Raw genomic sequence first — 21,823 nt, 5'->3', positions numbered from 1 at the left:
GGGACGCCCATCCCACAATAACAATTAAAATTGTAAGTTATTTAATTCGCGCTCCTAAGAAATAAAGAGGGTATTTAAGTTAGATTTGGTATTAGTCCTCATAGCGAGGACTTTCGCTATAAGCCCCGTGGAATTCATTCCCGCTAAGGACTACCGGGTGGGCGGGAGGACTGGGCAGATGACAGCTTCAGATCAACCTGCAAAAGTGCTGTAAAAACAAACGATTGCGATTAAAATTTAGTAGAAAAACATTGAGCTGATTCGCTATTCATAAAAACTTACTCTGATTCCCCAATAAGAGTAAATGCCGCCCAATTTCGCGGCTGGGGATGAGTTTTCATCGTGGTTAACATCGCTTGCCGCAATGCCTGTGCTTTGTCGGGATTATTTTGCAAGTTTTGGTAAAACGATCGCATCAATTCGGATGTCGGCGCATCGGGAACCGCCCATAAAGAAACAATTACACTCGGCACTCCTGCTGAAATCAAAGCGCGCGACAAGCCAATCACGCCATCCCCGGTAATTCTGCCTTCTCCAGTGTTGCAAGCACTCAAAACGACTAAATTTGCTTGCAGTTTCATATCGAAAATCTCTTCTGCGGTCAATAAGCCGTCATCGCTGCCAGAGGGAGCCAGCGCGATCGCACTTCCCAATCCGCGCACATCATCCAGCAATCCATGTGTTGCCAGATGAATAATCGATGCTTGGGGCATTTTTGGGACGATCGCAGCTTTTGTACCTTGAGCGCCTGTGATGGCTTGGGTTTTGAGCAGAGGGGCGATCGCTCTGGCTTCGGCTTCTGCTCCTGGTAGAGGAGACAATTGCTGTTTGGGTTCTCCCGGAGAGAGAGACACACTCGGCATCGTGGGATTGCCCAAGACTAAAGCGTTACCGCTATGGGATGCCTGAGATGCTAACTTCTGTCGTTGTTGTCTGGTTAATGCCAGAACTTGAATCGAAGGTGCAGTTAAGATGGTGTGTTTCTCGATTAAGTAAGTGCCGTTGGCATCTTGCAGAGCGGGGAAAGGCACTTGGAAGAGCGAAGCTTGAGGAATGAAAATGACATGGGCATTGGGATCTTTTGGTAGAAGCGTTTGAATTGGATCGATCAGCAGTTGATGCAGCGTCGGTAAATCGGGTTGGGTTTGAAGAACGGGGGAACTGCCACGACTGCGGACGGCAAGGAATTCTTGATTGCCAATAATTAGATCGGCTAGGGAGACTTTGTGCTGCTGCCAGAGAGGTTTGAGGTCTACCTGGCGGAAGGTGATTTCGCCCGTGGGTTGAATCACCCAAATGTAGAGCGCGGATTCTCGCCCTACTTGTTTGCCCTGAATCTGAAAGTTGTCGTAGATGATGGAATACTGCACCAAAGTGGCGTTCTGTGCTTTGGCGATTTGTCGGATTTGATCCTGGTTGGGAGAAGTGTTAATAACGGGATTGGTAGAACCTGACGATAAGCGTTCTGTCAGGAGATCGACAAAGGCACGAGCACGTCCCCGTTCGGCAATTTCTAAAGCGGCGATCGGGTTATTCTGAGCCACCCGGACTTTTTGTAAAGTCCGATAAGTGTTAGCTTGTCCTTCAAAGATGGAGACTTTATTTGCATCGTTGGAGCCGAGCATTTGCCGCATCGATTCCCAAACTTGAATCCCATTGATGAGCATTTTTTCAGATTCTGTTGGGTTGCCAGCTTGCAAGAACGCCACTCCGAGGTTGTTGAGTGCATTACCCTCCTGAAGGCGGTTTTTAATTTCGCGGGCGATCGCTAACTGTTGCTGTGAATACTCGATCGCTTTGGCATAGTTGCCCAAATAGAGGTAAGCGAGTCCCAAATTGCCGAGTGATCCACCTTCCCCGTCGCGGTCTTTAATTTCGCGGGCGATCGCTAACTGTTGCTGTGAATACTCGATCGCTTTGGCATAGTTGCCCAGAGAGTGGTAAGCAACTCCGAAAGTCTCCAATGCCACACTCTCCCCAAGGCGGTCTTTAATTTCGCGTGCGATGGCTAAACTCTGCTGTGCATAATCAAGGGCTTTGGCATAGTTGCCCAGAGAATGGTAAATGACTCCCAAATTTCTCAGTACCCCACCTTCCTCTTGGCGGTCTTTAATTTCGCGTGCGACGGCTAAACTCTGGTGTGCATACTCAATGGCTTGGGCATAGTTGCCCAAAGAACGGTAAATGACTCCCAAATTTCTCAGTGCCCCACCTTCCCCTTGGCCGTCTTTAATTTCGCGGGCGATGGCTAACTTTTGCTGTGTATACTCAATGGCTTTGGCATAGTTGCCCAAATAGAGGTAAGCGCCTCCCAAATTGCCCAGTGCTGTCCCTTCTCCGTCCCGGTCTTTAATTTCGCGTGCGATGGCTAAACTCTGCTGTGCATACTCAATGGCTTTGGCATAGTTGCCCAGAGATTTGTAAGCGATTCCCAAATTGCCTAGTGCTGCGCCTTCCCCAAAGCGGTTTTTAATTTCGCGGGCAATGGTTAAACTCTGCTGTCCATACTCTATCGCTTTGGCATAATTGCCCAGAGATTTGTAAGCGATTCCCAAATTGCCTAGTGCTGCCCATTCTCCGTCGCGGTCTTTAATTTCGCGGGCGATGACTAAACTCTGCTGCATATACTCAATGGCTTTGGCATAGTTGCCCAGATAGCGGTAAGCACCTCCCAAATTGTTCAGTACCCCACCTTCCCCTTCGTGGTTTTTGAGGGCGCGATAAATTTGCAGTGCCTGTTGCCAAGAATTCAGCGCTGCTGGGAATTGGCGAGTCTGAAATTGTTGGTTGCCCTGCTGCCACAGCCGATCGGCCTCTGCTTCACTAGCCTCGATCGCCTGAGCAGCAGCCGGGAGTGGGGAGTGCGGAGGAATGTAAAAGGCAACAGACAAAAGGCAAAAGGCGAGGGGAAAGAGGAAGCCCGATCGCACTTTACGATTACTGGATTTGAGCAGTTTTAGCGAGAAAGGCTTCATGGGATTTAGGGTTTGGGCTGAGAAGCTTGTCGCTGTTGTTCGATCGCTCTTATTTGCTTCAATTGATCGCTCCAGTCTTTCAAAGGTGCGGCTTCCGAACTCGCAAGAGCATCTAGCAATTCCAGCACAGCCGCTTGGCTTTGAGAAGTCTCAGAAGCTTTCCGCGCTTCTGCGATCGCGTCATACCACAGCCCAGACTCCGCATACAGGTCGATCCGCTGTTGGGGAGTTTGGGCGGCTGCAAGTTGAGTCTGCAACGACGCCGCAGGCCCAACGACTTGGATTTCTGCCGTCGCCACCACATTCCTCGAAGGAACATTCGGATCGCACACCAACACCACTTGCCACTGATAGGATTGCCCGATCGACAGTTGGGGCAGATTTGAGGGCAAAGCAACCGACATGATTCCTGGCTGACTCTGCATCTCGGTTCTGTAGAGAAGTTGTCCCGTGCGAGTAAACAGCCTCAATTGCAGCGGACGAGGAGTGCGATCGGGTACAAACCAGGTAAAGGTCGGATGCCCAGAAATCGTCTCTCCTACATGGCTAAACGGCACTAAGGCAGTCAATCTCGCCGATGAATTAGCTTCGCAACTGCCGCCGCGAGTGGTATTCGTCCCCGTTTCTTTCGGTTTAGAAGGGTTTTCAGGAGGAGTGTATTGTGCCAGCGCTACAGGAGCGATCCAGAACGAAACACTCAGCATTAAACTCGCAATGCCCGCAGAGTAAATGGTTCGACGTTTCAACTCGTGAGTCATCATCGCAATCCCCTCTGTAACTATTTCTACAGTAATCAACAATACAGAAACACAATAGAGGACTACCCGCAACGGTCGTTTGCCCGAAGGTGCAAAGATATTGGTGTCAGCTTAAGGGCAAACCCTCAGTCCGGCAGTCCGGCAGGGGTTTAAACCCCTGCCTCAAAGCGAAAGTCGTCTGAAGACGACTAATGAGTTCTTCAGTCCTCTTTGAGAGGACTTTCGCTATGAGACAGGGAATTCATTCCCTGGCGGACTGCCGGGCGGGCGCGAGGACTGGGCGGACTGACAGCTTAAGTTGACACGCTTTGGGCATTGCCGTATCCAGAGTTCGTTATATCTGAGCTCTTGAACCATTCTCAAGAACGGGCAAGATGCCCGTTCCACAAAGAGTGAATTTCTTGTGGAACGGGCATCTTGCCCGTTCATAAACGATTTGACAAGGGTGAACCCAACCAATTACCAGAACCAGCGCCGTTTGGCTGACCAAGTTAACTCGCACACTGTCCCCCTCGGTACATTTGGGTAGCGCCGAAATGTTCCCCCTAATTGTTTGGCTAAATTGTTTGCCAATTGCGTTCCTAATCCTGAAGGTTGGAGTTTAGAGTTTAGATATTGAGTTGTCTCCCTGTCACAGTTCGTTTCACCGGAACTCAGCGCTTCTGCGTCAGACGGGTTCCCCTTGGCATTATCCGCCACCCGAATCACCTGCCGATCGCCTTCTTGAGTGCAAATTACGGTCAAGCGAGTGGCTTCGATCGCGTGTTTGCCGACATTGCAGAGCGCTTCTTCCAGAAAGCGGCAGAGTGCTCGCTTGTGTTCCAACCGCAGATGTGAGGTGTTCAAGGCATCGAACTGCACAATTTTGAATTTGAGCGTTTTGAGGTAAGGCAGTTCTTGTTCTAGCGTGTTGCAATAGACCTTGTAGAGCAATTCATGCAATGGAGCCTGCAGGGCCAATTCGATCGCACTTCCCATGCGGAGATGCGGTTCATCCGCGATCGCTTCTCGTTGCACTGAGCCGTAAACTGCCCGTAATTCTTGATTCAGGCGTTGCAACTCTGGTAGAAACGGCGGCGGTGGATCTTGCTCCCCAACTGTTCTCAAAATCACCACTAATGTTTGTAAAGGCCCGCTATGAATCGCATTAAAAGTTTGTTCGATCGCAAATTGACGTTCCTCCAACCGCAGTCGGAGTTCCTGTTCGTGGCGATAAAATAACGCTGCCGTCAACCCAGCCCCATTCAACACGAGTACGAGCAATACAGGCACGATCGGCACCCACCATCCCAAAAGAATCAGCCAGTAACAGAGCGCGATCGGGCTAATGCTGGCGACTAAGAGCCCGATCAAAATTTTCCAGGGCGATCGCAGAAATCGTCCCAAACTCATCCCCAAGAGTCCCCAGACCGCAATCCAGAGCGTTTCCCAGCCCTCCCCCCAAACCTGAAGCAACGCTCGCCGATCGAGTACCGCGCTAATCATCTGGCTGGTTTCGTGGGCTTGCATTTCGACTCCGTAAATCCGTCCGGGATTGATGCCTGCGATCGCACCCGAACTTGCCAAATCCTTCGCGCTAAAAGACATCATCCCAATCAGCACAATTTTGCCTCGAATCCAATCCGGGTTGACCTGTCCAGATTTGATTTGGGCCAGGGAAAGCACGCGAAATGGCATTGTCCCGCTGCGAACATTCAGTAAAATTTGGTTCCCGCCTGCATCCGCCCCCACATATCCGCCAGAGTTTGACTGCACTCTGGTAAATTCAATGCTGCCAAAGCGCATCGCCTCCGGATCGCGAATTCCATTACCTAGCTTAATTCCTCGGGTTGCTAAATAGAGTTCTGCCAGCCGGATCGCGAAGGAAAAACGGTATTCCTGTCGATCGTTGTTAGTGCCCAATAAACTGCGGCGCTGGTAGCCATCCGCATCGAGTACGAAATCTGCAAAGCCAACCTGTTCGGGTGGTAGCGCGGGCGGAGGTTTGACGATAAAGCCACTGCGATCGGGCAGTGCAATCTCCACTCCGATCGCATTCTTGCTGCTGCGAAACACCGATGTTAGTTCAGCATTACCTGGTTCCACCGGAATATCGCGGACAATATCTAGCCCGATCGCGATCGGTCGATACGTTTGCAACCGTTTGAGTAAATCGGCAATATCGCGATCGGGAATCGGATAAGTTCTAGCGCGTTGAATATCTTCCTCAGTGATGCCGACAATTACAATCCGTTCATCCATTGACTCAGGAGGACGCAAACGCAGAAATCGATCGAACGCAACCAACTCCCAAAACTGAAGCGCACCGCTCAATCTAGCCATCATCACAGCGACAATCACCATCACCCCTGGAAGCGCTCCTCGTCCCCAAGTCGTGACGCCCGCTTTCACTGCTTGCCATCGATCGCGCTTCACTAATCAATCAATCCTTCTTCCCTAGCTCGCACTTCCGTTTGAATCCGCAGATTCTTATCATCCTCAGGATACACCTCTAGCACATCTCGAATCTTAGTCCAGTAATACTGCACAGTGCGTTCAGAAACATTCATCCGTTTGGCGATCGCAGTATCCTGCAAGCTCTCGTGAAAAGCAAATTGCAACACTTGCATCCAGGCGGGTTTGAGTTGGAGCCCATTGCGGATCTCTCTGGGTGTATAAATCCGCTCGTGCAGTGCCCAATCAACCATTGCCAGCAAGTCTTTCATCGGCTGGCTCTTATCGACAACTGTGAAGCCACCCATGTGATTGTCGATCGACGGTTTCAGCCAAACTAAAGTCCGAACATGGGCACTCTGCACCACAATATTCAGAGTCGGATACTGCTCCATCAACGTTTTGAGGAGTTGAAGCCCTGAATTTGCTTGCGCCGTTTCGCCGATCGTCTCTGGCATCACCAGATCCACAATCACCAAATCCGGGGTAGTCTGCGCTATTTGCTGAAGGGCTGCCTGAGCAGTCGGAGCCGTCAGAATGTCTGCCTCTGGATATTCTTGCTTCAGAATGTTAAGCGTGCCACCTAACACCATCGCATGGTCATCCACAACTAAAAATGTTCGTTTCTCCGGTTGAGGTAAAGTCTGGGGCATAGTGCATAAAATAAAAATAGTAAGGGATGCGGGAAAATCAGCGTCTTTAGTTTAGGTAATCCGTCATCTTCTTACAATAGAGGAATTACCGGGTTTCCGTCCTGCATCTGTCCGCCAACTGTGGTTGTGGAGGTCGGCAACGAGAATTGCGCTAAAGCGCAGTTCTGATGATTGTGTTGCAAAATCCGCACTTCATCGGAATTATTCATCTCTCTCTTCTCGAACTCTGCGTTCTCTGCGTCCTCTGTGGTTAAATCATTCCCATGCCACCGGAAACGATCTTACGCACAGATAACTCGATCGGAGATTTGATTATATTTCTATTATAATCCTGGTATCCTAGTAAGAATAAGGATAATTTCATGCCAGCAGAAGGTTCGTATCAAGCGATCGCGTACAATCTGGAATTTGAGGGAGAAATCCAACGGTTAAAAGCTCAAGTTCTCCTCAGTTGGGAAAAGGAAGCGCGCACTTTAAAGTGGTTCGGTTTAGCCGACGGGATGAAAGTTTTGGAAGCGGGTAGCGGGCCGGGATTTTTCACAGAAAAATTGTTAGAATTGCTGCCAAACAGTTCGGTAACAGCGGTAGAAATTGACCCGGTACTGCACGAAAAAGCAGTAGCATATTTGCAGGACAAAGGGGGCGATCGAGTAAATCGCATTCAAGCATCAGTTGCGGATACTGGTTTGGCGGCTAACACTTTCGATTTTGCGATCGCCCGTTTGCTGTTCGTTCACCTTCCCGATCCCGTCGCAGCAGCTAAAGAAATATTCCGCATCTTGAAGCCTGGGGGAAAACTGGTGATTATCGATAGCGATGCGGATCTGTTTTGGCTGACAAATCCGCCTTGGTCAGTCGAGATTGTCAGGGAGAAATTCAAGCAGGTGATGGCATCGCGGGGCGGCAATTTATGCGTCGGGCGAAATCTGTGCCGCATTCTCAAAGAAGCTGGGTTTGTTAGCGTTGATTTAGAAGCGGTTGTCAGCCACAGCGATATCATCGGAATTGAGGCGTTTCAACCTTTGCTGGACTCCGGGCCCATTTTGCAAATGGTCAAACAAGGGTTCATTTCAGAGTCGGAAATAGAAAGCTATCTGGTTTCGCGGGATGAGTTTGTAGCTGCGGGCGATCGATCGATGATGAGTTTTTGGTTGATGGCTTGCGGGGGAAAAAATCCATAAATTTAAGACCCATTTTTCACAAAACATTGATGTTCGGCCGCAGCAAAACCTCTAGCACTATCGCTAAATTACCAGCTAACAAAGCAAACTTATCTAACAGTAAAACAATAAAAAGTTCACACAATAAATTCTGCCCTCGCTATTAGGTTAAAGCTGCAGGTATAGCTCTAGAATCGTATCATATCAAATGCGCTAGCATCGTCGGGCGTCAAATCTACTCAACAGCAAAAAATCAAGGAGCGAGTAACCAGACTTGAGATAATCCATCTGCGTTAATCTGTGTTTATCTGCCCTCATCTGCGGTAAAAAAAAGAGAATGTATTAACCGCAGATGACAAAGGATTGACGCTGATTCACGCCGATGAAGAGAATAGAGATAAGAATAATTCCGGTCCTAATACCAATTTAATGTGAAGTTGCACATATCTCGATCCCCCTAAATCCCCCTGATTGTTGGGGAGTAGGGGTTGACTTTGAGAAGAATCTTGTCCCCCCTTAGTAGGGGCGGTGCGACCCCTACTCCCCGTGCCCGCCCTCTTGGCTAGGGGGGATCGGATTCTATGCAACCTCATAAAAAATTGGTATAACAGATTTAATATCAAAGTTATAAATTTTCATATTAGCGATCGCTTTTTTAAAGCTTTCATGTTCTTCGCCTTTCTTCTAAAATTTTTGCTGTCATAGGTATCACCATCCTATTTGAATATTACTAGCCCCTACCCAGCACAAACCAGGCAGGGGCATTCACTCACATTCTAACTTAATGAACTAGCTCGATCGCCCTTTTAGTCAACGCCTCAGCAGTCAACCCATTAAACGCCATCAACTGACCAGCACTAGCAGTAGTTTCCCCCCGCTTCCAAGCGAAAGTATCCCGCTTGCAATTGCTGCGGAGCATCACAGGTTCCAACATCCCAGAAGCACCGCCTGTCACGCCTATCAAGGCATCTCCGCCAAACAATTCGGCAAATTTCTCATCGCTCAAAAAGCCGCCGTCAGCTTCCGAACAAGTATCCCAAGCAACATCGCTAGCACGGTACAAACGCCGAGGATTGACAACAGAAACAATTCGCACTCCAATGCCTTCTGTTTCCAAAAATGCGGCTGCTTCAAACACTGGCATTAAAGTCATGTCGCCGACAACTGCAAACACAACTTTCTTGCTTCCCCCTTGATTGTGGGCGGCTTGCGGGGAATCGACTTCGTGCAGCACTATTGCACCGTCTTGCAAACCTTGGCGAGTCTGTTCAAGAGTAGTGCGAATTGGCAGCGGCGACTTGCTTGCAGTAATCACAACTCCCTTATTTTTAGCAGTCAAAGCCCACTCATAACAAGCTTGAATGCTGTTAGCATCCGGTGGAAACAAAGGAAACACATTTCCGTTCCGCATCATCGCCGCAAAATAAGCCTCAATTTCCGGCCGCTGGTGCGTCCAACCGTTACGGCCTTGTTCCAATGCACCCGCTGTAAATAAGGTGACAGTTGCCGGAGTTGGACGGCGCAATTCTGCCATTGCTTGGGTTACAGTTTGCCAAATTGGTAAACCGTTAATGGCAAAAGATTCGTAGGAACACCACAAACTCCGCGCTCCAAATAGCGATAAACCTACGGCTAAACCGGCGCAAGCATCTTCGCTCAAAGGTTCGTAAACTTGACCGTTGGGCGATTGATTGTACAGGTCATCTGTCGTCGGGTGAATAATCTTAAGAGCTTGGTTGATATTGGCAATTGCCGATGCTTCGTTGCCGTCAGCATTAGTCACAAGAAAAGTCCGATCGCACTCGCCGACTTTCCCTACCAAACGTCCCATTGCTGTTGTCGAAATCTTCGGTTCTCCCCCAACTGCAAATTCTTCTAAAGGCAATTCGCCTAAATCTGCCAGCGGCAATGTAAACTCAGTAACAACTGTTTTCGCCGCCGGCCCGCCGCCCGCACGCTCGCAATTTGTCCGCACCAACTCCCAAGCAGCAGCAGTCAAAGCGCGCTCTTTTAAAGCACTGATAATGTGCGGAGCATCCAGTGTATCTTTCGGATAAAGGTTGTGAGATTTTGCTCCGCGCGCGTGGACGCCGGCACCTTTTAACTGTTTGATAATAAACGCAGTTAATTTGCCGCCGAGAGCAGATTTTGCCGCTTTGTCAACTCCTTGTAAAACAGCTTTGGTAAATGCCATGCGCTGTTCGAGCGAAAAAGCAGTGCTGTCAACATAATCTTCCGGTTGATTTTTATCGTCAAATTCTTTGGCATCAACTAAGATAACTTCTTCAAAACCGTTGCCTTGCCAATAAGCAATCATTTCAGCATTAGTTTTAGTTGAAACCATGCTGTGATGTTCCTGAGAATATCCGTTCCAAACTAACACTGGCAAAAAGTTAGTAGCTTTGGGATAAGCAGTGTGGAAATGCGCCATGCTGCTCATCGGATAAGGTTCGCCCATGCCGCCGTCGCCCATTGTGAAAGCAAACAGTTTGTCGGGGTGCAAAAGCGCTCCAGCCATTGCGAAATGCTGCCCTTGTCCGAGGGGGCCGGCCGGTGCTAAAAGGCCGGGAATGAAACCGGAAAGATGTCCTAATAAACCGTCTTTTTCTCGGAATTTATCGCGCACTTGCTGCACGTTGAAAATTCCCATATCCTCTAAAGATCGATCGAGAAACATGGCGCTGTAAAAGCCGGGGGCGTGATGGCCCACTTCGGTGACAATGTTCTTGTGTCCCAGCATCACCAAAGCGGCATAGGCCTCAGCTTGGCTAGCAAAACCCCCCGGATGTCCCGATGCCTTGCTGGCGGTGACTTGCAGCGTCAGGTACCGCAGGGCGTCTGCTCCCAGCATCGTTTGAAAGACGGCGACGGGATCGGCAGGATCGGCGATCGACTTGCTCCCCTGGGCGATCGCAGGTGTTTTCCCATAAGTATCAAAACCAGGGACTGTTTCAGAAAAATATTGAATGCCTTCGCAAAAAGCGGGCGTTGTTGACGTTGCCTGCGGGGTAGTTGCTGTCATGCTTGATACCTGAAAAATTTGAATTGGATTAATGTAAGAGTAATTTTATAGCTTCCGTGTTCCAAAAAATCATGAGTTCTATTATGTCAGTGATAAATAAGTAAAATCTCTCAAATTTTCAGCTAATAAGTAGTTTTTTGAGACCCCCGACTTATTAAAAAAGTCGGGGTTCTGTGTTTACCCATTACTAATCCCTCTAAAATCTCCAATCGCCAATCTAAAATTGTTCCAGCCGTTCCCGGACATCGATATACAGCACAGTACCGCTTTCAGAAAGAGAAGGCACAGCCTTTTGATTCCGCAGCCAAACAAAAAAACTGCTAAGTGCAGGAGTCGGATCTTGATCGCGGCGCAGCGTGTAGATCAAACCTTCGCAAGGCCCATTAACGCGGCTAGTCGTGCAAATCGCTTTCTGGTTATTTACCATACCCACAGTCACATAATTTAGCTGTTTATTTCGGTTATAATTCTCAAGGCGTTGAGTCACTTGTTGGCAGCGAGTTAGAGGATCGTAGCCAGAACTCGAAAAGAAATTAGAATTCCAGCGAATCCAAGGTTCCCTGAACCCTTGTGGATTTTGATACACAGTCACCGGCTCGCCCGTGGAGGTATCGCACACAAATCCTCCATAACCCAGATGCGGTTGGTTTTGACCAGAGGCGCTGCTGATAGAAAGATTGCTGAGAATATCCAAGCCGTTACGCTTATTTTGTGATAGCAACTCCCTAAAAGCATCGATCGGGATTGCCGCGTTCAATCCCGTTTTTATCTCTTCAATCTGACCGTTCCACTGACTCCTAATTGTGCCAACAGTATCCCCCTGGCCGTGAATTCCTATTACCCTGCCATCAGCATCAAATACAGGCCCGCCGCTCATCCCGCGCCTGGTTACAGCTTGGTAGCGCAGACGATACCCTGATGAGGCGCTGCCCAAGCGAGAAGAGATGATACCAGTAGTAAACTCAAGTTTTCGTTCAACTCCCGAAATTGGCAGCGGATAGCCCGAAACGTAAATAGCAGAACCAACAACAGCACGTTCTGACTCGCCCAGTGGTGCTACTGGATACTGTTCTCGGCTCTGAAACTGTATCAAAGCCAAGTCTATATCCGTGTCATTTTTAGGTAGGCGCTGTATTCTAATCGCAGCATAGTCCTTCTCCAAATGAGTGCGAATGCTGTATTTTTGAGCGAGGCTTGCCACCACATGATTAGCTGTCAGAACAGTGTAAATATTACCCTGTTTGGCAATAATTACTCCCGATCCACTAGCAAAAAAACCCAGCGTATTGTTGACTTCCACAGTTGTCAACGTCGCTAGCTGGGCAATTTCTTCGGCTGTTTTGGCACAGGCAGCATATTGTTGGCTAACAACCGCCGTCACTGTTAATGCACCTGTCAAGATGATTGTCAGCGCGTCAAACCGCAAACTCCACACATTCATCGATAACTCCCTAGATGAAACGAGGCGAACTGCCAATATATATAGCCTTTCTCAGTAACATGAGGTGCTCTCGCGGGCATAGGGCATAGCGCATAGAGCATAGGCCTCCGTCGGCATACCTCACCAAGATTGAGAACTGCTGTACTAATCGGAATTCCCCAACTGGATTTAACCATTTTTTCCAATAATTCCGCTGTTGGTTCACTTCCATCTTAAAAAGCATAAACGCCAAAATTTGGATCTCGATACTTGCCCCTACAGTTAATCCCCACCAAGAAACCTTTGGCATGAAAAATCGGGTCGCGGCTCATACCGATTTTAACCTCATTGGTATAACCCAAGCTATAACCGTGAGGCAAAGATTTGGGTAGCAGCACCGAAACGAAGCCCGCGTCCATCGATTTTAGATTTTAGATTTTAGATTTTAGAGGCGACCCCACGGATAAATGCGGGGGCTTGAGGATTTTCGATTTTCGATTTTGGATTGACTCGACGGATAAATCACGTGGCGGGTACCACCTTTGAAATTCGTGGTCAGCGAAACTCCCAACCTCAGCACCCGCAGGAAAGCCGACTACCAGCATTGCCTCAGACACCGCTCCTGCCTCAAGGCTTAAGCGTGCTATTTTATACTCGATCGCGCTGCGAAACAGAACGATCGCCAGATCGGTATTGCCCAGCCGGCTCAGAACTGCTAGCAGTGGGTAGAGGAGGCAGTCGTCGGTGACAAGTCCGATCGCCACAACGTGCTATTTAGTCAGCACCGTATAGCTTTGGCCATGCTGCCGGACGATCGTCCCAGAACCAGGAGATATTCCCGTCGGGATGCGTAGCGCTGTTTGACGCACCAAATTTTCCACCTCAATCCTTGGAATTGGCGATCGGATGGAAAATTTGCCAATCTTTAAGGCTGTCGGAACGGTGGGGAAAAGGGGGCAGTTGCACGCCATCAACAGTGTTTTCCCCTAGCTTTTCCCTGACATCAATGTAAGGAATTTTACTGGTTTCATCAAAAGACGGCATCCCAACATATCCTTGGCGCCAAGCCAACAAATTATACAAAGAGCCGATCGGGTCTTGGCCAGGTCTGAGGGTATAAATCAAATTTTGACACCGCCCATTGACTTGATTCGCCGTGCAGATGACGTTCTGGCCGTTCATTTGGCCCGCAGTAATGTACTTAAGCATTCGTTGGCGGCGATAGGTTTCGAGGCGTTGACTCACTAATTGACACCGAGTGGCCGGATCGTAGCCAGAACCGGAGAAATAATCGGAAGTCCACTCAATCCAAGGCTCTACGGCACCTTGAGCGTTTTGGTACACTGTCACCGGCGCACGGGTCGAGGTGTTACACCAAAATCCACTTTCCCCCGGTACTTGCCGACCGTAACTCGATCCAGAAGCAACCGTCAGGCCGCTGAGGGCGATGGCTGTTGCCACCAAAACTTTTGTCAATAATTGCTGTCTCATGATTTTTTCCCTGTGTTTTATGAGATTCGGCACAAAAATCACCGAATGCTGCGATAACACCCTTGACACGCTTGTTCGTTACAACTCCGCTGACTTGGAAATTATGTTCTTCGCGACTTGACCAGAAACCTGTTTTTTTTACGAAAACACTTCGTTGTAGCCCTTATGCCTGGTTAAAAAACCCGGTTTTTTTGCTCTTGATGCGTAAGTTTTGATATTGTTCGCGACTTGCACGTTTCCTCTAACGGCGATTTCGGCGCTGTTAAAAAAAACGCTCCGAAGCCGAGCTTAAAATGCCCGCGCAAGTCGCAATTCTGTCCTCATTACTACTAATCCAGCTCGGGCTGTCGCAAACCGGAAAGAGGCTCTTTGCCTCAGATATTGGAATGGCTCGAATTGCAAGGGTACATCACACCTAGTGACACGATATTTGATATCACTTACGTGCTCGGTCGCGAGCTTGATCTGCTGAGACAGGTAGACTCCTGGGTTACTGCACTGAAGGGTAAAACCCATCTTGCTGGAGATAACACTAAAATCCAGGTATTAAAAAGAACTCTTAACTTGTTTTCATCTCCGTACTGCGGGAAATACTTCTAAGTGAGTGTAATCAGGGTCTAAGTGCTTTCTACCACCAAAATTTACCCTCCATACACTGACGTTTAGTAGAGTATTAAAAACTATGAACCGTATCTGCAAACAGTTAGGATATTTAGGCGTTTGGTTAATTTTGATGGGCGGTAGCAGTTGTTCTAGCTCAGATGCAGCTACCTCAACCGAAAACCAGAGGCAACTCTCAGCAAGCGCCCCTCAGTTCCAACACCTACAGCTAACGGGAAATCAAATTGAGGGCCGATCGAGTCAATTAACGCAGCCTTCTAACTCTGTTGCCTCAGTTTTAGGCAGTGCTGCCCTCTCAGAAAATACTGCCACCGTTACGGTTTATAAGGTAGATAATTTGTGTCAAACTCTGAAGCAGGAAACAGTTACAGGCCCAGAGAATCAGTTAATGTCATCGGCGGTTAATGAAGTGTTAAAGCAGCAGATTTTCGATAGTCTTGGTTTGGCTGGTTATCGCCTCAAGATCGATCGCGACCTCGGAATAGCTACCGTGGATCTGCGAGCATCGGGAAATTCGCGGCAGAAATTGCAAAATCTGTCGAGTTGTCAGATGTTAGGTTTGTTCGGTGGGCTGCGCCAAACTTTAACCAGTTATGCTCCTTGGCAAATCAAAACTGTGCGTTTTACAGAGCTTGGGGAGGACATTTTGAACACGGTTAAAGAATAAGCTAGTGAACTAACCTGACGGTCAACGGAGTACCGTTAGACCGCAGGCTTCTTTTTCCTTTTGTTCAAAGGCTTTTTTGAGTGACGGAGTTCCCCCGCCACTTTCGTAAGTTAGACCAATCCTTCTTATAAGTTTGGCTGAATTTTCATCTCGATCTAAGGATTCTCCGCACTGGCAATAATGCCATCGCTCCGACAATTCTTTTGGTACTTTATTAAGGCAATTCCAGCAATGCCCAGATGTGCCTTTGGGGTCAACAAATAAAACGCTTTTACCTAATTTCCAGGCAACATATTTGAGGACGCTGGCGAATTGTCCGTGAGCAGCATCAAGCATGGATTTATTCAAACCACTTTTAGCTGATTGACCATTAGGTAAATAAACCAAGCTACCATTCTCAATGTCAGTCTTCGGCTTGGCACGTCTAGTCAGATTTTTGACACTCAAATCTTCAACAACTAAAACATCACATTTGCCGAATAGCTCCTGTGCCGTTTTGAATTGAAAATCTACTCTATATCTAGCTATAAACTGGTGAAGTTGAGAAATCTTATCCTTGATTATTTTCCAAGGCTTAGAACCTTTAACCCTACTAGCCAGCTTCGCTTGAAGTTTTGCTAATTTCTGGGCAGATTTTCTCAAAAATCTAGGATTTTCAACTCTTTCACCATTGGAAAGGTAAATGTAATTCGTGATTCCCAAGTCGATACCAAGAGTATTTTTATCAGTTGGTTGAATTTCTGCAACCGTTACGGGAACAGTCTTATCTTCTAGCGTTAAGGAAATATACCACCCATCCGCTTCTCGAATAACCGTTCCCGTCTTAACCTTAAATCCTGTTGGTATTGGACGATGGAAAACCATCGGTACTTGACCTATTTTTGCGAGGTCAATACAAATCCTATTCTGCTCATCCTTAATAATGTCAAGATTGTCTAATTGAGGATAAGTGAAAGATTTGTAGTAGTGAAGTCCTTTGAACTTGGGCTTGCCTCTACGATTGCCATTTTTGTCGGGCGTTGTAAAATTTGAAAAGGAAGTTTCAACCCTGTTGACGACATCCTGTAAAACCTGAGAATCCAACACTTTATAATCAGGAAATTGCTTTTTAGTGTTTTTCATGTCGGCAAGCTGTATGGTTTGCCACTGTACATATCCGCCTTCAATGTTCGAGAAAACCTCACCTTTTTTAGTTAAAGGATTGCCTGATTCATCCTTTTTTCTACCATCCCTAGTCTGCACCCTAGTTAAAGGAATATTTTGATAAATTTCCTCAACAGTAACTATCGAAACAATCAGGGGGCAGGCCTTGATAGGTGTTCTCGTGGCTTCCCACCATCTAAATCTTTCGCCAAGTCGGTAGTTGTACTGCCGACGACAGAGTTCTAAATGAGCCACAATTGTTGCTAATTGGGCTTTGGTGGGTTTGAGGCGGTATTTGTATGTGAGTTGCATCGGAAACTCCTTTTTCGACCTACCTTAATGTACCATTTGTTTTGATTTAATATTTAGAAAGTACATCAAAATTTAAGGTACTTGCAATGTTTAATTGTCGGTTTCCGTCCGCGACACCCGACGCTTCTGGACATCACGCTCGGTAATTTATTCGGGGTACTTCGCGTAGCGCTCAGATTCATCCCCTCTAAATATACCGAGGGACTTCCCGGCTGATAGTTAAAATTATTGGAGATGGGACTTACGCAATTCTCCCCTTAAAAACAAGGGTTGGGAGGGATTAAATAAACCTTCAAACCCTTTGAGGTTTTTTGATGCTGCTAAGTCCTGTGACCAAAACCCCGGTAATTCCTATGACACTACCTGACGGCCCCAAAAGCCCCCGCTTCGTGCAGCTAATTCAATGGATCGGCGATCCGCTGACATACATGGATAAATGTGCCAAACAATACGGCGACATTTTCACGGCTCAAGTGAACAACGGGAAACCATTGGTGATGATCAGCCACCCGCAAGCTATCCAGGAGATGCTCAACAGCAACGCGTTTCACGCTCCAGGCCGCCTGAACAGCCTCCTCAAACCCCTGCTGGGAGAACAATCCATGTTTCTCCTCTCAGGAGAAAGGCACAAACGCCAGCGCCAATTATTGATGCCACCCTTTCACGGGGAACGGATGCGGAATTACGGTCAACTAATTTGCGATATAGCTCAAGATGTTGCCAGCAAATGGTCGGCCGATCGACCTTTTGTGGCCCGCAGCGCCATGCAGGAAGTCACCATGCGGGTAATCTTGCAAGCTGTCTTCGGCATGGATGACGGGCCGCGGTTACAAGCACTCAGACCACTACTTGCCTCAGTCGTCGATATGACCAACTCTCCCCTGCGATCGAGCATACTGTTTTTCGGCTGGATGCAGCAAGATTGGGGATCTTGGAGTCCTTGGGGACGCATGAAACAGCGGCAGCGGAAAGTTGACGCACTCATCGACGCGGAAATTGAAGAACGCACACAGCAACCAGACGCCAGCCGCACCGACATTCTCAGCTTAATGATGGCCGCGCGCGACGAAAACGGGCAACCAATGACGAAGGAAGAATTGCGCGACGAGTTGATGACGCTGCTGCTGGCAGGCCACGAAACCACAGCAACGGCCCTAGCTTGGGCGTTTTACTGGATTCACCACCTGCCCTCGGTGCGCCAGAAGTTGCTGCAAGAATTGGACAGTTTGGGGGAAAATCCCGACCCGATGGAGATTTTCCGCTTACCTTACCTGAGTGCAGTTTGTCAGGAGACGCTGCGAATTTACCCCGTGGCAATGCTGACGTTTCCGCGAGAAGTTCTCACGCCCGTGGAACTGATGGGACATCAACTCGAACCGGGCACAGTTGTCGTCGGCTCGATTTATTTGACTCACAGACGGGAGGATTTGTATCCAGAACCGCTGCAATTTAAACCGGAACGGTTTTTGGAGAGACAATTCTCGCCTTACGAGTATTTGCCCTTTGGAGGCGGCAGCCGCCGCTGTATCGGCTTGGCGCTGGCGCAGTTGGAGATTAAACTCGTGTTGGCAACCATTTTGCGGGATTTCGACCTAGTATTGGCCGAGAAAAAGCCCGTACAGGCCAAACGCCGAGGGGTGACTTTAGGGCCGGCCGGCGGCGTGCGGATGGCCCTGCTGGGGCGGCGGATGTCGCAGCAGAAGCCTGAACCTGTTGTTAGTGGGGTTTGAAGTCGCAGCAGTTGCAGGTGGCGATCGAACTTTCAGCTTTGAGTGCAAACAATTTAGCGAGAATGTGCGATCGTCCGCCAATGCCACCATTTTTTGTAGCCCCCGCTACAGATAAATAGCTAGAATCCTTGACCTGTAAGCCTCCCCCCTCTCAATTTTCAAATTCTCAGTCTAAAATAGTATGAACCTCGCAAACACAGCCTGAAAGCAAAAGTGGGTGATTGCAATAGTCCTCTTGATATCTCAAAAGCCTCCCTGCCATACTGTAAAAACATATGCATACCCTGTTATTCAGCAAGGTCGGAAGCGCGTTGGCATTGCCTGCAATCTTCCGGCCTCTTTATTTTTTGGGCTACTTCCGGCATTGGGTACAAGATGCTGAAGGGAAGGCAAAAATATAAATTCTCCCCCTGTTCCCATCTGCCCCTGTCCCCAATCTAGAGTTCTGCCTCTCATTGAAATAGAATCCGACAGCAAGTTTAAGGAATCACTAAGGAATAATTAATAACTTGTTAAATCAGCTCCTTTTGCCCTTCTCTCAATCTTCTGTTTTCAGAAATTCCGATACCGAGACAGACTTCGGGAGACTATCCAGATCCTGAATTTCGCTTTCGTGGGCAAAAAACTCGACTTCTTTGTCGTCAATCTGGATCTGATAGCTAGCGGTAGCTGTCACAACCCGTCGCTTTTTTTTATCTTCTATTAAAACCCAACACACAACAGGTCTTACCCATCTCTCAACGTGCTGGTTTTGCTTCGTACTCCCAAAGGCATACCAGCCTTTAGCTTCAATAATTTGAAGCACTTTAAACTCGTTATTTGCCATATATCTCTATCGCGTTAACTTCAGTATTCTTCTTAGATAGAACGGCTAGCTTGCTAAGCAGGGCAAAGGTTTGACTATTCCAAGCCGCACTTGATAACCTGATTTTTCGTCAGGAGAAGCGGGTTTACAGGCCCTTGTCTGCGTTGTTGCCTGCTAAATTTAGTGGGATCTTTTTGTACTCTCCCACAATTACGGTAAAGTATCTATACCCCATCCTCAAAAATTATTCTCGCATTAGCCTCAACAGCAGCCAACTAGACGTTAGCTAGCTGCATCTAAGTGGATGCCAACTGCTTCTAACGCCTGGTTGGTGAGAGCGATCGGCATACAATCCGGTTAAGACTTTTTGCTGCAATCAACTATCATCTTTACCCGATGGGGTAAAACTTAACTAGAGGTTGCCGCTTTCAATTCTAAGCCTCGGCGCGCCTAATTCCTAATTAATTGTATGGTGTAGTTGATAATTGCCAAACCGTCGATCGCACTCAACAGCCGTGTCTAACTCTTCGATTACCATTACCGTTAAACTGTTTGCCGCCTTCGGTGAAGCCTACGGCGTTTCGGAACTTACCTTAGAACTTCCTCCCGAAACCCCAGTGTCTCAAGTGCTCGAAAGCTCGATCGCCCAATATCCTCAATTAGAACAATGGCGCGATCGCACCCGCTTTGGCCTCAACCTGGAATTCGTCTCCCCCGACACCATCCTCCAAGACGGCGACGAAGTTGTCCTCATCCCTCCCGTCAGCGGCGGGTAGGCTAAGTTGGTTAATCTGAAATGTTGCACCATTCTCAATAAGCTTTTTATGAACAGGCAAGATGCTTGTTCCACAAAGAATGAATTTTGTTGTGGAACAGGCATCTTGCCTGTTAAGCGAGAAGGGTGCAATATCTCAGTTAATCAAAAATTCGAGGTTTTGTAGTTGTGTTCGATCGCACGACTGCCCAATTCTTAGCCCAAAAAAGATTTATTAAGTTTTGTAACAATTTCGTCGGCAAATCATCCTTGAGCTCGATCGGGCTTGCGTGCAGGGCTGACAATCTGGATTAAGAACCCGATCGTGAAAACAACTCAAATCCTTGTGGTGTGGGCGTCCCGCCCGCCCAAATATCAAAGTTAAATACACCACCTTTTAACTGAAAAATCAATCCCGACTAAAAAAATCGGGTATGGTTGACGGGCTAAATTGACCGTGCTAATCTTGCACAAGACTAAGAAAACATCGCAAAACTAGAGAGTTGAGCTATGACCCAGGCGACCAGAACCCAATCCACAGCAGCAACCTTCACAGCCCTCAAATGTAAAGAATGCGGCGAAGAGTACGAACTCCAAGCCAAGCACGTCTGCGATTGCTGTTTTGGCCCGCTTGAAGTCAAGTACGACTACGACGCCATCCGCCGCAGCGTCACTCGCCAAACCATCGCAGCCGGCCCCAACTCGATCTGGCGCTACCGCGCATTTTTACCAGTCGCTACAGATAACGTCATCGATGTCGGCACTGGGATGACTCCTCTATTAAAATCCCACCGCTTGGCGCGCCGCCTCGGTCTAAAAAATCTTTATATTAAAAACGATGCCGTCAATATGCCCACTCTCAGCTTTAAAGACAGAGTGGTGTCAGTCGCCCTCAGCAGAGCGAGAGAATTGGGTTTCACAACGGTATCCTGTGCCAGCACCGGCAATTTAGCTAACTCTACGGCTGCGATCGCCGCCCACGCCGGACTCGACTGCGTAGTCTTCATCCCCTCCGACTTAGAAGCAGGCAAAGTCCTCGGCACTCTGATTTACAATCCAACTGTCATGGCAGTTCACGGCAACTACGACCAAGTTAACCGCCTCTGTTGCGAAGTCGCCAATACACATGGCTGGGGATTTGTCAATATCAACTTGCGTCCCTACTATTCCGAAGGCTCCAAAACCCTCGGTTACGAAGTTGCCGAACAACTAGGCTGGCAATTGCCCGATCACATCGTCGCTCCCCTCGCCTCCGGCTCTTTGTTCACAAAAATTTACAAAGGTTTTCAAGAATTCATCGAAGTCGGTTTAGTTGATGAAAAGAAAGTCCGATTCAGCGGCGCCCAAGCTGACGGCTGTTCCCCCATCGCCCAAGCCTTCCGCGAAGGCCGTGATTTCGTCAAACCGGTGAAACCGAATACAATTGCTAAGTCGATCGCGATCGGCAATCCAGCCGACGGTATGTACGCCTTGGAAATCGCCCGCAAAACCAACGGCAACATTGAATCCGTCAGCGACACCGAAATCATCGAAGGCATGAAACTGCTAGCAGAAACTGAAGGCATATTCACAGAAACCGCAGGCGGCACGACCATCGCAGTCTTGAAGAAACTTGTAGAAGCAGGTAAAATCAATCCCGATGAAACCACCGTCGCTTACATCACCGGCAACGGTTTGAAAACGCAAGAAGCAGTTCAAGGCTACATCGGCGAACCCATCACCCTCGAACCGAAACTAGAAGCGTTCGAGCGCGCCCTAGAACGCGCCCGCACGCTCGAACGCTTGGAATGGCAACAAGTTTCGGTTTAATAGTCATTAGTCATCAGTCATTAGTCATTAGTTATTAGTTATTAAGCTGTTGACTAATGACTGAGGACTA

19 protein-coding genes are annotated in these 21,823 nt (G+C 48.2%); 8 read left to right on the top strand and 11 right to left on the bottom strand.

The features are described 5' to 3' along the window. Positions 1–278: 278 nt before the first annotated feature. The 5 genes from QUB35_RS01075 to QUB35_RS01055 form a co-directional block, all read right to left on the bottom strand. Entirely contained in the window at positions 279–2,975 is a 2,697-nt protein-coding gene (locus QUB35_RS01075) for a tetratricopeptide repeat protein (protein ID WP_333138537.1), read from the bottom strand. A gap of 5 nt (positions 2,976–2,980) precedes the next feature. Beyond that, a complete protein-coding gene (locus tag QUB35_RS01070) occupies positions 2,981–3,775 on the bottom strand; it encodes a DUF928 domain-containing protein (protein ID WP_333138535.1) in 795 nt (264 codons plus the stop codon). Positions 3,776–4,192: 417 nt separating this feature from the next. Further along, a complete protein-coding gene (locus tag QUB35_RS01065) occupies positions 4,193–6,148 on the bottom strand; it encodes a CHASE2 domain-containing protein (protein ID WP_333138533.1) in 1,956 nt (651 codons plus the stop codon). Then, positions 6,148–6,819 carry a response regulator transcription factor gene (locus QUB35_RS01060; protein ID WP_333138531.1) on the bottom strand — a complete coding sequence of 224 codons (672 nt, stop codon included), beginning with the start codon at positions 6,817–6,819 and terminating at the stop codon, positions 6,148–6,150. Before QUB35_RS01060 ends, QUB35_RS01065 begins: the two co-directional genes overlap by 1 nt. A gap of 71 nt (positions 6,820–6,890) precedes the next feature. Next, complete coding sequence (locus tag QUB35_RS01055) at positions 6,891–7,028, bottom strand: hypothetical protein (protein ID WP_333138529.1); 138 nt, start codon at positions 7,026–7,028, stop codon at positions 6,891–6,893. Positions 7,029–7,181: 153 nt separating this feature from the next. Here QUB35_RS01055 and QUB35_RS01050 point away from each other — a divergent pair, with 153 nt between their 5' ends. Next, a complete protein-coding gene (locus QUB35_RS01050; protein WP_333138527.1) occupies positions 7,182–8,000 on the top strand; it encodes a class I SAM-dependent methyltransferase in 819 nt (272 codons plus the stop codon). Positions 8,001–8,760: 760 nt separating this feature from the next. On the opposite strand, the gene QUB35_RS01045 is transcribed toward QUB35_RS01050, so the two are convergent. The 3 genes from QUB35_RS01045 to QUB35_RS01035 all read right to left on the bottom strand — a co-directional run bounded on the left by QUB35_RS01045 (position 8,761) and on the right by QUB35_RS01035 (position 12,840). Next, positions 8,761–11,001: a phosphoketolase gene (locus tag QUB35_RS01045; RefSeq protein ID WP_333138525.1), complete on the bottom strand. Its 2,241-nt coding sequence runs from the start codon at positions 10,999–11,001 to the stop codon at positions 8,761–8,763. A gap of 217 nt (positions 11,002–11,218) precedes the next feature. Then, on the bottom strand, positions 11,219–12,442 hold the full coding sequence (locus tag QUB35_RS01040; RefSeq protein WP_333138523.1) for a COP23 domain-containing protein: 1,224 nt from the start codon (positions 12,440–12,442) through the stop codon (positions 11,219–11,221). 212 nt (positions 12,443–12,654) lie between these two features. Then, positions 12,655–12,840, bottom strand: coding sequence for a hypothetical protein (locus QUB35_RS01035; protein ID WP_333138521.1), 186 nt, complete (start codon positions 12,838–12,840; stop codon positions 12,655–12,657). Between the two features lie 107 nt (positions 12,841–12,947). Here QUB35_RS01035 and QUB35_RS01030 point away from each other — a divergent pair, with 107 nt between their 5' ends. Next, positions 12,948–13,169 carry a hypothetical protein gene (locus QUB35_RS01030; RefSeq protein ID WP_333138519.1) on the top strand — a complete coding sequence of 74 codons (222 nt, stop codon included), beginning with the start codon at positions 12,948–12,950 and terminating at the stop codon, positions 13,167–13,169. 134 nt (positions 13,170–13,303) lie between these two features. On the opposite strand, the gene QUB35_RS01025 is transcribed toward QUB35_RS01030, so the two are convergent. After that, on the bottom strand, positions 13,304–13,912 hold the full coding sequence (locus tag QUB35_RS01025) for a COP23 domain-containing protein (protein WP_333138517.1): 609 nt from the start codon (positions 13,910–13,912) through the stop codon (positions 13,304–13,306). A gap of 682 nt (positions 13,913–14,594) precedes the next feature. On the opposite strand from QUB35_RS01025, the gene QUB35_RS01020 reads away from it, so the two are divergent. Next, complete coding sequence (locus QUB35_RS01020) at positions 14,595–15,200, top strand: hypothetical protein (protein WP_333138515.1); 606 nt, start codon at positions 14,595–14,597, stop codon at positions 15,198–15,200. 21 nt (positions 15,201–15,221) lie between these two features. Here QUB35_RS01020 and QUB35_RS01015 read toward each other — a convergent pair whose 3' ends face one another. Then, positions 15,222–16,655 (bottom strand): transposase, encoded by a 1,434-nt coding sequence (locus QUB35_RS01015; protein ID WP_333138513.1) that lies wholly within the window; start codon positions 16,653–16,655, stop codon positions 15,222–15,224. A gap of 353 nt (positions 16,656–17,008) precedes the next feature. Here QUB35_RS01015 and QUB35_RS01010 point away from each other — a divergent pair, with 353 nt between their 5' ends. Continuing rightward, entirely contained in the window at positions 17,009–18,385 is a 1,377-nt protein-coding gene (locus QUB35_RS01010; protein ID WP_333138511.1) for a cytochrome P450, read from the top strand. Beyond that, positions 18,382–18,504: a hypothetical protein gene (locus tag QUB35_RS01005; RefSeq protein ID WP_333138509.1), complete on the top strand. Its 123-nt coding sequence runs from the start codon at positions 18,382–18,384 to the stop codon at positions 18,502–18,504. The genes QUB35_RS01010 and QUB35_RS01005 overlap by 4 nt, the downstream gene beginning before the upstream one ends. Before the next feature lie 419 nt (positions 18,505–18,923). Here QUB35_RS01005 and QUB35_RS01000 read toward each other — a convergent pair whose 3' ends face one another. Then, complete coding sequence (locus tag QUB35_RS01000; protein WP_333138507.1) at positions 18,924–19,211, bottom strand: hypothetical protein; 288 nt, start codon at positions 19,209–19,211, stop codon at positions 18,924–18,926. Between the two features lie 494 nt (positions 19,212–19,705). On the opposite strand from QUB35_RS01000, the gene QUB35_RS00995 reads away from it, so the two are divergent. The 3 genes from QUB35_RS00995 to thrC all read left to right on the top strand — a co-directional run bounded on the left by QUB35_RS00995 (position 19,706) and on the right by thrC (position 21,753). After that, positions 19,706–19,966: a MoaD/ThiS family protein gene (locus QUB35_RS00995; RefSeq protein ID WP_015179186.1), complete on the top strand. Its 261-nt coding sequence runs from the start codon at positions 19,706–19,708 to the stop codon at positions 19,964–19,966. Positions 19,967–20,027: 61 nt separating this feature from the next. Further along, on the top strand, positions 20,028–20,183 hold the full coding sequence (locus QUB35_RS00990) for a hypothetical protein (RefSeq protein ID WP_333138504.1): 156 nt from the start codon (positions 20,028–20,030) through the stop codon (positions 20,181–20,183). A 271-nt stretch (positions 20,184–20,454) separates the two neighbouring features. Then, positions 20,455–21,753 carry a threonine synthase gene (gene thrC / locus QUB35_RS00985; RefSeq protein WP_333138502.1) on the top strand — a complete coding sequence of 433 codons (1,299 nt, stop codon included), beginning with the start codon at positions 20,455–20,457 and terminating at the stop codon, positions 21,751–21,753. Positions 21,754–21,823 lie beyond the last annotated feature (70 nt).

Source organism: Microcoleus sp. B13-B6, assembly GCF_036705405.1.
Lineage (GTDB): Bacteria > Cyanobacteriota > Cyanobacteriia > Cyanobacteriales > Microcoleaceae > Microcoleus.
Note: the sequence above shows the minus strand (reverse complement) of the source record. Positions and strands in the feature narration are given on the sequence as shown.

Bases quoted from the DNA above. Each gene is read 5' to 3' on its own strand.
- QUB35_RS01075 (WP_333138537.1), bottom strand. From the start codon at position 2,975: ATGAAGCCTTTCTCGCTAAAACTGCTCAAATCCAGTAATCGTAAAGTG.
- QUB35_RS01060 (WP_333138531.1), bottom strand. From the start codon at position 6,819: ATGCCCCAGACTTTACCTCAACCGGAGAAACGAACATTTTTAGTTGTG.
- QUB35_RS01055 (WP_333138529.1), bottom strand. From the start codon at position 7,028: ATGAATAATTCCGATGAAGTGCGGATTTTGCAACACAATCATCAGAAC.
- QUB35_RS01050 (WP_333138527.1), top strand. From the start codon at position 7,182: ATGCCAGCAGAAGGTTCGTATCAAGCGATCGCGTACAATCTGGAATTT.
- QUB35_RS01045 (WP_333138525.1), bottom strand. From the start codon at position 11,001: ATGACAGCAACTACCCCGCAGGCAACGTCAACAACGCCCGCTTTTTGC.
- QUB35_RS01040 (WP_333138523.1), bottom strand. From the start codon at position 12,442: ATGAATGTGTGGAGTTTGCGGTTTGACGCGCTGACAATCATCTTGACA.
- QUB35_RS01035 (WP_333138521.1), bottom strand. From the start codon at position 12,840: ATGGACGCGGGCTTCGTTTCGGTGCTGCTACCCAAATCTTTGCCTCAC.
- QUB35_RS01025 (WP_333138517.1), bottom strand. From the start codon at position 13,912: ATGAGACAGCAATTATTGACAAAAGTTTTGGTGGCAACAGCCATCGCC.
- QUB35_RS01020 (WP_333138515.1), top strand. From the start codon at position 14,595: ATGAACCGTATCTGCAAACAGTTAGGATATTTAGGCGTTTGGTTAATT.
- QUB35_RS01015 (WP_333138513.1), bottom strand. From the start codon at position 16,655: ATGCAACTCACATACAAATACCGCCTCAAACCCACCAAAGCCCAATTA.
- QUB35_RS01010 (WP_333138511.1), top strand. From the start codon at position 17,009: ATGACACTACCTGACGGCCCCAAAAGCCCCCGCTTCGTGCAGCTAATT.
- QUB35_RS01000 (WP_333138507.1), bottom strand. From the start codon at position 19,211: ATGGCAAATAACGAGTTTAAAGTGCTTCAAATTATTGAAGCTAAAGGC.
- QUB35_RS00990 (WP_333138504.1), top strand. From the start codon at position 20,028: ATGCTTGTTCCACAAAGAATGAATTTTGTTGTGGAACAGGCATCTTGC.
- thrC (WP_333138502.1), top strand. From the start codon at position 20,455: ATGACCCAGGCGACCAGAACCCAATCCACAGCAGCAACCTTCACAGCC.